The organism is Terriglobales bacterium (assembly GCA_035624455.1).
Taxonomy (GTDB): domain Bacteria; phylum Acidobacteriota; class Terriglobia; order Terriglobales; family Acidobacteriaceae; genus DASPRM01.
In genome coordinates this window covers 1-10139 of the sequence record DASPRM010000046.1, presented here as the reverse complement: position 1 = coordinate 10139, position 10139 = coordinate 1, and the positions used below count along the sequence as shown (strand labels likewise).

At 58.3% G+C, this 10139-nt stretch carries 11 protein-coding genes; 9 read left to right on the top strand and 2 right to left on the bottom strand.

Annotation, left to right across the window (positions count from 1 at the left end):
* Positions 1–253, top strand: a 253-nt coding sequence (locus tag VEG30_05350) for a GNAT family N-acetyltransferase (GenBank protein HXZ79335.1), incomplete at its 5' end; no start/stop codon positions are given.
* 117 nt (positions 254–370) lie between these two features.
* Here VEG30_05350 and VEG30_05345 read toward each other — a convergent pair.
* Together VEG30_05345 and VEG30_05340 are read right to left on the bottom strand one after the other, a co-directional pair.
* A complete protein-coding gene (locus VEG30_05345) occupies positions 371–2023 on the bottom strand; it encodes a methylmalonyl-CoA mutase family protein (protein ID HXZ79334.1) in 1653 nt (550 codons plus the stop codon).
* Complete coding sequence (locus VEG30_05340; protein ID HXZ79333.1) at positions 2001–2369, bottom strand: hypothetical protein; 369 nt, start codon at positions 2367–2369, stop codon at positions 2001–2003. Before VEG30_05340 ends, VEG30_05345 begins: the two co-directional genes overlap by 23 nt.
* A gap of 232 nt (positions 2370–2601) precedes the next feature.
* On the opposite strand from VEG30_05340, the gene VEG30_05335 reads away from it, so the two are divergent.
* The 8 genes from VEG30_05335 (at position 2602) to VEG30_05300 (ending at position 9896) form a co-directional block, all read left to right on the top strand.
* Positions 2602–3213 carry a hypothetical protein gene (locus VEG30_05335; GenBank protein HXZ79332.1) on the top strand — a complete coding sequence of 204 codons (612 nt, stop codon included), beginning with the start codon at positions 2602–2604 and terminating at the stop codon, positions 3211–3213.
* Positions 3214–3522: 309 nt separating this feature from the next.
* On the top strand, positions 3523–4773 hold the full coding sequence (glgC, locus tag VEG30_05330; GenBank protein ID HXZ79331.1) for a glucose-1-phosphate adenylyltransferase: 1251 nt from the start codon (positions 3523–3525) through the stop codon (positions 4771–4773).
* Positions 4774–4973: 200 nt separating this feature from the next.
* Positions 4974–5573 (top strand): sigma-70 family RNA polymerase sigma factor, encoded by a 600-nt coding sequence (locus tag VEG30_05325; protein HXZ79330.1) that lies wholly within the window; start codon positions 4974–4976, stop codon positions 5571–5573.
* Entirely contained in the window at positions 5573–6322 is a 750-nt protein-coding gene (locus tag VEG30_05320) for a zf-HC2 domain-containing protein (GenBank protein HXZ79329.1), read from the top strand. Before VEG30_05325 ends, VEG30_05320 begins: the two co-directional genes overlap by 1 nt.
* Positions 6319–7182 (top strand): B-box zinc finger protein, encoded by an 864-nt coding sequence (locus VEG30_05315; protein HXZ79328.1) that lies wholly within the window; start codon positions 6319–6321, stop codon positions 7180–7182. Before VEG30_05320 ends, VEG30_05315 begins: the two co-directional genes overlap by 4 nt.
* Before the next feature lie 80 nt (positions 7183–7262).
* Positions 7263–7484 (top strand): DUF5668 domain-containing protein, encoded by a 222-nt coding sequence (locus VEG30_05310; protein ID HXZ79327.1) that lies wholly within the window; start codon positions 7263–7265, stop codon positions 7482–7484.
* A complete protein-coding gene (locus tag VEG30_05305; GenBank protein HXZ79326.1) occupies positions 7477–8844 on the top strand; it encodes a DUF4097 family beta strand repeat-containing protein in 1368 nt (455 codons plus the stop codon). Before VEG30_05310 ends, VEG30_05305 begins: the two co-directional genes overlap by 8 nt.
* Before the next feature lie 281 nt (positions 8845–9125).
* A complete protein-coding gene (locus VEG30_05300; protein ID HXZ79325.1) occupies positions 9126–9896 on the top strand; it encodes an isoprenylcysteine carboxylmethyltransferase family protein in 771 nt (256 codons plus the stop codon).
* Positions 9897–10139 lie beyond the last annotated feature (243 nt).

The window sequence follows — 10139 nt, the reverse complement described above, 5'->3', positions numbered from 1 at the left end:
CGTTGCCAGGAAGTTCCGCCGGCAAGGTCTGACAGTGGAGTTACTCAGAGCTGCCGTTGAGTATGCCCGCAAGCAAGGCGCGCACATCGTCGAGGGCTACCCGGTTGATCCCAGGCAGAAACCGGTCGCAGATGCGTTTGTCTATCACGGCCTGGCTTCGGCTTTTCGTAAGGCAGGATTCAGGGAGGTGGCGCGACGGTCAGAGACGAGGCCAATTATGCGCTACGTGATTGGGAAGAACCAAAAACAGTAATTGGTGAATTGGAAATCGAACTACCCTCCCAACCCTTCTCTACTGGAGGTCGACAGAGCGAGGCTGGTGGAGATAGAGCGGGTTGAACGGGCACCCTCAACAGCATCGCAATTCCGCCTAGATCACCACCGCTTCTTTATATTCCCCGAACACCTTGCGCAGCGTGTCGGAGATCTCTCCTACCGTTGCGTAGTTCTCCACGGCACGAAGGATGTGCGGCAGGAGATTTTCGCCGCTGCGTGCCGCTTCCTCAACGGCAGTGAGTGATTGTTTCCACGGACCCACATCGCGCCTGGCTCGCAGGGCGCGGACTCGTTCCACCTGGCTTCGCTCCAGCGATTCATCGATGCGCAGGATCGGCACGGGTATTTCTTCCTCCAGGCGAAAGCGATTTACCCCCACCACCACCTGCTCCAGGTGTTCCACCGATTGCTGGTAGTCATAAGATGCGTTTTGAATTTCCTGCTGCACGAAGCCGCGTTCGATGGCTTTCAACATCCCGCCCAAAGCATCGATTTTCTTCAAGTATTCGTCGGCTCGCTTTTCGATCTCGTTGGTGAGCGACTCGACATAGTACGAACCAGCCAGAGGATCGATGGTCTGCGTGACCCCCGATTCATAAGCAATGATCTGCTGGGTGCGCAGCGCGATCCTGGCGGCTTGCTCCGTAGGCAGCGCCAGAGCTTCGTCAAACGAATTAGTGTGCAATGACTGCGTCCCGCCCAGCACCGCAGACAACGCCTGGAGCGCGGTGCGCACGATGTTGTTCTCCGGCTGCTGCGCGGTCAGAGAGGAACCGGCGGTCTGGGTGTGGAACCGAAGCATCCCCGATTTGGGATTTCTGGCGCCGAAATGCTCTCGCATAATTCGTGCCCACATCCGGCGTGCCGCCCGAAACTTCGCTACCTCCTCCAGGAAATTGCTGAAGGAAGCGAAAAAGAACGAAAGCCGCGGAGCGAATGTGTCCACGTCCAAACCCGCATCAATCGCCGCCTGCACGTAAGTCATCCCATCTGCCAGCGTGAACGCAACCTCCTGCACCGCAGTGCAGCCGGCCTCGCGCATGTGATATCCGGAGATCGAAATCGTATTCCACTCCGGAACCTGAGTATTGCAATAGGCGAAGATATCGGTAACGATGCGCATCGCCTGCTTCGGAGGATAGATATAAGTTCCGCGGGCAATGTATTCCTTCAGAATGTCGTTCTGCACCGTGCCCGAGAGCTTGCGCACGTCGCTCCCCTGCCGCCGCGCCACCGCAATGTAGAGAGCGAGCAGGATCGCTGCCGTGGCGTTAATGGTCATCGAGGTGGAAATCTTCTCCAGCTTGATGCCATCAAACAGGCGCTCCATATCTGCGATGGAATCGATGGCAACGCCGACTTTGCCTACCTCACCCGCTGCCAGCGGACTGTCGGAGTCCAGCCCGATCTGTGTGGGCAGATCGAAAGCGATCGAGAGCCCCGTAGTGCCTGCTGCCAGAAGGTACTTGTAGCGTGTGTTGGATTCCTCGGCGTCGCCCATGCCGGCATACTGCCGCATCGTCCACAGGCGTCCGCGATACATCGTGGGCTGCGGGCCACGGGTGAAGGGATACTGGCCGGGATATCCCAGCTCACGGTTATAGTCCCAACCTGCCAGATCGACGGGCGTGTACAGGGGTTTGACTTCGATCTGGGATGTGGTTTTGACTTCGGGAAGCTCTGCTGGTTTAGTCGGTTGCTTGGCTTTGACGTCGAGTGCGGGATCAGTCTTTACTCGTTCCGTCACGGTTCGACCTCGTAGATGATCTCCGCCCGGCCCGCGCAAATGCGCTGATGGCAAAATAGCCGAATACCAGAGCGAACACGCCTACCAACGCCACCTTACCCGGTCCGATCTTCCCCTCCGCATAGACCCGGTATTCGCGATAGCAGGCAATGGCTCCGATCAGCGCGAACATGAAGAAGAATACACCCGTCAGCTGGTGCCAGAGAACTCCCAGCACGCGGCCAAGCGAACGAAAAAAAGCGCTGCCGCCCTCGTAGCCAGCCCGCAGCCAGCGGTTTTGCTGCGCGCGTCTTCCCACCACACGGCCTACGGCTCGGTATTTGCGTTGCGTGGAGAGCTCCGCCATCTTGGAAATTCTAGCAGCCGGCTAAGCACCCCACCCGGGACAAGTACGACGTGAGACCGCATGGACTGAAGCGAGTATCTTCTTACCGGCCCAAAATTGACGTAAGCCCTTTCGCTAACCCTAACGGTTAGCTCCTTCGGGGTATTACCAAAGGCTGACTCCGGGCCTATGCTCTTGGCCAAATTTCGTTTCCGGTTTTGCATGGCCGGACACGTCAAGGAGGATTCTCACAATGCGTAAGGCCATTTTGCTAGCGGCCATGGCGATGGTAATCCTCGGCCTGTCGTCGGTGACGTCAGCTCAGCTGACTGATGTTTACTGGGTAAACTACTTCTCCAATCGCTACTCTCCAACACCCGCACTCCTGGCGGTCAACATTTACGACCAGACGGTGCGAGTCATCAACCCAGGAGAACAGGGCACGCCGCTGAGCGCCAAACACGGTACGGTCTGCGCCGACTTGTACGTATTCGATTCGAACCAGGAAATGAGCGAATGCTGCTCGTGCCCGATTACCGCCAACGGCCTGCTCATTTTGTCCATCAATCACGATCTCAACGGCAACCCGCTGACCGGCTTTCCGGCACCCAAGGAAGGTGTGATTAAGCTAGTCTCGGATAACCAAGCCAACTGCGATCCCACTAGCCCGGTCCCCACTCCCGACTTGCGTGCCTTTGCGACCCATTTGCAGGCTCCGGGTGGTCCTAATCTGGTCACCACCGAATCAGAATTTGAGCCTGCAACTCTGCAGCAGGATGAATTGTCGTTCCTGGGAACAGCCTGCTCCTTCGTGCTCTTCCTGGGCAGCGGCAAGGGATCTTGCTCCTGTGGCAACATCGACTAGCAGTATGGGCTAAAAGCTTGCGCGCCACTTCGATGCGCGCAGCACAGAGAGCGGCGACCTGAAAGGTTCGCCGCCTTTTTTTTGCGTCCCAGCCTTCGAGTTTTCCGGTTGCATTGCTGACCGAATTGTCATCACGAGGAGGACCTTGGCCGGCCCGGGATCTGCAGTTGTCTACCATCGCCATGAATTGAACCTGTGCAGCGCCTTGCGCCGGCTCAGCGGATGCTGTGCTAGTATCTTGCTTCTCTTTAGGAGCGGCAGGACCGGCCGGGCCGCGAACCGTGGACCTGTCAACCGCCTCGGAACCATATGAGAGATACACTGGGAGTCTTGCTGGCTGGGGGAGCAGGCGAGCGTCTCTATCCCCTGACTCGCGACCGCGCCAAGCCGGCAGTTACATTCGGAGGGATCTATCGCATCATCGATATGACCCTCTCCAACTGCATCAACTCGGACCTGCGTCGAGTCTACATACTCACCCAGTACAAGGCACTATCTCTCAACCGACACATCCGTGAGGGCTGGAACATCGTCGCCCGCGAACTGGGCGAGTTCGTGGAAATTCTTCCCCCCATGAAGCGGGTCAGCGAAAACTGGTACCTGGGAACAGCCGACGCGGTTTATCAGAACATCTACTCCATCGGTTCCGAGCAGCCTACCCACGTGCTCATCCTCTCCGGCGATCACATCTACAAGATGAACTACAGCCTGATGCTCAAGCAGCATCAGGACGCCAGTGCCGACGTCACCCTGGCCACCATTCTGATCGACCCAAGTGAAACCTACCGCTTCGGGGTGGTGGAAATTGACCGCGACGGGCGCATCGTCGGCTTTCAGGAGAAGCCCAAGCATACTGACATCCGCTCGCCTTACAACCCGCGCATGGTCTCCGGTTCCATGGGCATCTACATCTTCAACACGGATGTGCTTATCCCGGTGCTTCTGAAAGACGCCGAAGACCCCAACTCCAGCCACGATTTCGGCCATGACATCCTGCCCAAGATGGTGGACGACTACCGCGTCTTCTCCTTCAACTTCATCGACGAGAACAAGAAGGAAGCCCTGTACTGGCGGGACGTCGGCACCCTCGACGCCTACTACGAGGCCAACCTGGACCTGGTGTCGGTTTCACCTGTGTTCAACCTATATGACAACGACTGGCCGCTGCGCACGCACCAGCGCCAGTATCCGCCGGCGAAGTTTGTGTTTTCTGAAGCCGGACGCACTGGCACGGCGCTGGATTCGATTGTCTCCGCCGGATGCATCGTTTCCGGCAGTACCGTGCGCAGCAGTGTGCTCTCGCCCGATGTTCGCGTGAACTCTTATGCCGAAGTGGATTCGAGCATTGTATTCAGCCACGTGAATATCGGACGTCATTGCCGCGTCCGCCGCGCCATTCTTGATCGCGATGTGCATGTTCCCGAAGGCACGGTCATCGGCTACGACACCGAAGCCGACCGCCAGCGCTATTTCGTAACTGACTCGGGGATCACGGTCGTGACCCGCGACTACTCGCTGTTTGAAAGTCCCGTTACGGTGGATTACTTCACCTCGGAGTAGTTGAGAAGAAAGTTACTCGTAGGGTGGAGGCAGCTCCTTCCGACCCTTCGGCAGCTACCGACAATCCCTACTTCCCGCTGATACAATCCCTTCTCCATCAATGACTGTCCCCGAACTTTTGTCTCCACCCGCTCGTACCTAAGTACTTGGCGACGGTAGCCTTACAGCAAGAGTACGGGGAAGGACCACGGGAGCTTCGGTTGGACGACGCCCAGGTCGTAGCATCTCTCATTCGCCGCTGTGTGGCCGGCGACAGCGGCGCCTGGAACGAAATCGTCAGTCAATACCATCGCCGTATCTTCAACATCTGCTATCGCTTTACTGGCTCCGCTCACGACGCTGAAGACCTGACGCAGGAAGTTTTCATCAAAGTTTACCGCACCCTGGACACCTACGAGGTCGAGCGCGGGTCGTTCATGACGTGGGCCACCACCATCACGCGCAACCTGCTGGTGGATCACTTCCGCCGCAGCAAGCAGGATCGGGTCACCGATTCCATTGACTCTGTTCCTGCTGAGGCCGAGGATGCGCCCACTCTGGGGGACCGGCTTGCCGACCCGGGACTCTCCCCTGATCAGCGTTTGCAGCGGCGGGAAACCCAGGAGATGGTCCAGAGAGCCATCCAGAAGCTGTCTCCAGAACTTCGCGAGGCAGTGATTCTAAGGGACTTACAGGACATGGACTATAAGGAGATCGCGCAGGCCCTCCACATCCCCGAAGGCACGGTCAAGTCCCGAATCAATCGCGGAAGAATGGAACTAGCTCGCCTCCTTTCACGTACTTATAGGCAGGTAATGTGATGCCGGAAATCGACCAGAACGGGATTGAGTGCCAGGAGTTCGAGGCTCTGATGTCGGACGCGCTCGACGGGGTGCTTTCTGGCACCGCGCTCATGCGCTTCGACGCTCATCGCGCTCACTGCTCCAATTGCGCCACGATGTTCAATGAAGCCATGACCGGCCTCAGTTTGCTGAAAGCCCTGCCCGCGGTTGATCCTCCCTCGGGCCTGGTGCAGCGCATCGTCGAGGCCACCACTGGCCAGCATCACATCGCTACGGCTGAAGCAACCGCGGCCGCCAGAGGTTGGCGCGATCGTCTGCGCGAGATAGCTGCACCCTGGCTGCGGCCAGTAAGGGCCACGCTGATGCAGCCTCGCTTTGCCATGTCGTTTGCCATGGCATTTTTCTCTATCTCCTTAATTCTGAACCTGGCGGGAGTCAAAGCCAGCGACCTCCGCCATGTGGACCTCAGGCCCAGTGCCATGGTCCGTGGCTACTACGAAACTACGGGAAGGTTGGTGAAATACTACGAAAATATTCGTTTCGTGTACGAGATCGAAACCCGGGTGCGCGAGTTGAAGCGCGCCACGGAGCCGTCGGAGCAGACTCCGGCGAAGGAACCGGATCGCAAGGATGAACATAAATCGGGAACACCTGACCAGAACCGCTACCGGAATTACAGCTGGGAAGAATCCCAGCCGGTGATGGCGAACTACCTAGGACGAGGCCCCAGCGATCATCCCGCGATCGAAGTCAGGAGAAACTCATGAACTGCACAGTCCATCCCGAGACTGCAGCATCAGCTTACTGCCGCACCTGCGGCAAACCATTGTGTGACGCTTGTAAGCACACGGTGAAAGGTGTCATCTACTGCGAGGACTGCATCGCTCACCGTCTGGGCGACGCCGTTCCTCCTTCAGTTCCGGTGGAAGGCGCGCCTGTGGGCGCTCCTTATCCGCCACCGACACGCGGCGTCCCCAGCCCCGGCCTTGCCGCAGTACTCGGATTCATTCCCGGCGTGGGCGCGATGTACAACGGCCAATTCATGAAAGCACTGGTCCACGTCCTGATCTTTTGCACTCTGATCTGGATGGCTGATCATGGCGGCGGCGTCTTCGGCGGACTGCTGATACCGTTCTTCGTTTTCTACATGGTGTTTGACGCCTACAAGACAGCGCGCGCACGCGAGTTGGGATTGCCCCTGCCCGATCCATTCGGTCTGGAGCGCATGTTTACCGGTCATCCGCCAACTCCACCTCCGCCGGTTTCTACCGCGGGAGTTCCACCGCTTCCCCCGCAGCCACAGCCGACGATGCCAGGATTTGTTCCAGGGAATGCCGCCGCAGGCTCACCTGGGTCGGGCGCAGTACCGCCTCCCACGGGAGAGTGGCCGCGCTTCGATCGGGCACTGCACGAACGTATTGACCAGCACATGGGTGATTCCGTGCGACGCCGCGAAAACCCCGGTCCGGTAGGCGCTTTCATCCTGATCGCTATAGGAGTGCTCTTCCTGATCAACACGTTGGGATATTGGCGCTGGGATTTCGGCCGCTTCTGGCCAGTGATATTGATCGCGCTCGGCGTATGGCTGTTCATCCGCCGGTTTGCTCTGCCCCCGGCAGGGAGATAGGAGGGTATATGCAGACCTACAGAAGAAATCGCGCTTGCGGCTGTCTTCGCTGCCGCTCTTGCCACCTCATGGCTCCGGCCATGCTGGTGACTATTGGTGTGCTGATGCTCCTCGACCAATACAGCCACATCAGTTTCGGGTACACCTGGCCTGTGATTCTCATCGTGATTGGTTTGGTCAGGGTGTTCCAGAGCAACGCCCCCATGGATGGGCACGTCGAGCCGTATGTTCCGCCACAGCCGCTCCCGCCCAGCCCACCGCCGGCGCAGGGAGGAAATCCCGGGCAGGTGCAGAATGTCTGACGCATATTATCCGCGGCGCCGCTCGCTGAGCGGGCCCTTCATCCTCATCGTCCTCGGGATGTTGTTCCTGCTGGGGAACCTGCACGTGATCGGCTGGCATTCTCTGGGCGCTCTGTTCGCCCGTTACTGGCCGGTTCTGCTCATTGTGGCGGGCGCTATCAAGCTGCTCGAGTACTATACCTCCCGCCGCGATGAGTCGGCTGCTGGCATGAGTGCCGGTGGCATTCTGCTGGTGATTCTGCTCGTCTGCTTCGGACTGGCTGCCACCGCCGCTTACAAGGTCAATTGGCCGGCGGTGAGCGACGAGACCGGCGTCGATCCCGGCGACTTCATGGGAGGAGTATTCGGCAACGCCTACAGCTTCACCCACACGGTTCAGCAGAGTATCCCTCGCGGCGCCTCACTACGCGTGGTCTCCGACCGTGGCGACGTGACAGTCAACACCTGGGACGGCGATGAAATCAAGATCGACGTGCAGAAGAAGGTCCACGCCAAGGATCAGAACGAAGCCCAGAAGATGGACGAGTCAACTCAGCCGCTCATCACGCTGGAGGGCAACAACGTCACTGTGAATGCCAATACCGCGGGTGCCGGTAGAGGCGGAGTGGAAAGCGACCTGCAAATCTATCTCCCCAAGAAGGCTGGAGTGGAGGTCTCTACCAAGCATGGCGACATTACCGTGCGCGATCGCATCGGCGACATAAAAACATCCTCTTTGCACGGTGACATGACAGTTGAATCGGTCACCGGAAACGTCAACCTCGACTCGCACCGCGGCTCACTTCACGTCAAGGACATCATTGGCGATGTCTCGGTTGCGGGTCGGGTCGACGACAGCACCATCTCCAATGTCTCCGGCAATCTGAATCTGAGCGGCGACTTCTTTGGCGAAATGAATCTCTCCAAGATCGGCAAGGGTGTGACCTTCCGCTCCTCCCGCACCGACATGGAGTTCGGCAAGCTGGATGGCGAACTCACCATGGAGTCCGGAGATCTCCGTGCCAAGTCACTCTTTGGACCGCTGCGTCTCGCGACCCGCTCCAAAGACATTCACCTGGATGAGGTCAATGGCGACATTCGGCTGGAAAACAGCAACGGCACGGTCGAAGTCCACATCAACAAGCCCCTGGGCAGAGTCGAGATCAGCAACAGTAAGGGCGATGTGCGGCTGGAACTGCCGGCGCAAGCCTCCTTCCAACTCGAGGCTAGCACCCGCAGCGGTGACATCAACAACGATTTCGGCTTGAAGGTGGACAGTTCGAACGGAAGCAGCCGTGCCAGCGGCTCCGTAGGCTCCGGCGGCCCAACGCTGCAGATCACCAACCAGTACGGCAACGTGGAAATCCGCAAGGCAGGCTAGAGCTGGTAGCGCGTATGTAAATCACACCCTACAATCTTCATGTGCTCGGCTCCTTTCCTCCGAGCCTTGGTTCGTTGAGCGCACCAAGTGTACTCGGCGGCTGGGAGCCGACACGGTTATCGAATCAGTTCTGTACTGTATTCGCGGGAATGGCTTCGGCATGTGGGCATTTCTGATGTCCGCTGTCGCGCTCTTGAACAACCCGATTTTCCCGATTCGCATGAGGCGAAGGGATTGGGAGACTGTTAACATCCTCACGATCCCTGTGTTTGGAGTCCGGCTTGGCAGGAAGTATCCAAGCCGCGACCGTGGAGAGTAAGGGTCATAAAATTACAACGAATGCACAGGCAGGCGCGGAGGTGAAGCATCTGTTCCGCTTCAGGGTGATCGCCCGCATCATCGGCAGTACTGTAGCGTTTGCGTTTCTGCTTTTTGGGCCGGCAGGTACCTGGCGGTGGTGGCGCGGCTGGGTGATTGTCGGCTCGGTCTTGTTCGGCATTTTGGGGATGATCATCGGGCTCCGGAAAACACGCAGCGGCTTACTGGAAGAACGTTTCAAGCCCGCGATTCAGAAAGGGCAGCCGCTTGCGGACAGAATTTTGCTGCTCTCGTTTCTCGCAACGTGGTTTGGTTTGCTCGCTTTCACGGCTGCCGACGTGTTTCATCTTCATCTGCTGAGCAAGCCGGGAATACTCATTTCGTCTTTGGGACTTGTTCTAGTGGGGGCGGGTTCGTGGATACAGTACCGGGCGTTTATGGACAATGCATTCGCCGCAGTCGTCGTGCGCCATCAGGCGGAACGAATGCAGACGGTGGTCGATACGGGAGTCTACGCGGTCGTGCGACATCCGATGTACGCCGGCGGCATCGTCCTAATGATCGGCACCCCGCTGTGGCTGGAATCGTACGCTGCGGCGTTGGCGTCTGTGATTCCGAGTACGATACTCGTTGTGCGCATTTTGTTCGAGGAACGCTTCCTCCGACGCGAACTGGACGGCTACGAGGCGTATACGCAAAGAGTTCGGTACAGACTGCTGCCGCACGTTTGGTAAGCGAGCGCTCGCCGCCTCTCTCCCATTTCTAAGCCTAACGGCTTGACACGAAGAATCTATTTTCAATGGCGGGGTGGCCCACCCATTGCTTGCGCCACCAAAACTGTGGGTGCCCCATCCTGAGCGCAGCGAAGGGTGGGCGGCAATCATCTCCGCACCGCCAACGCAATCTTGGGCCAAGTGTTCAGCGCCACTAATCCCGGTTCCCCGAAAGCATACCCACGATAGCTGCTCCAGCGCCAA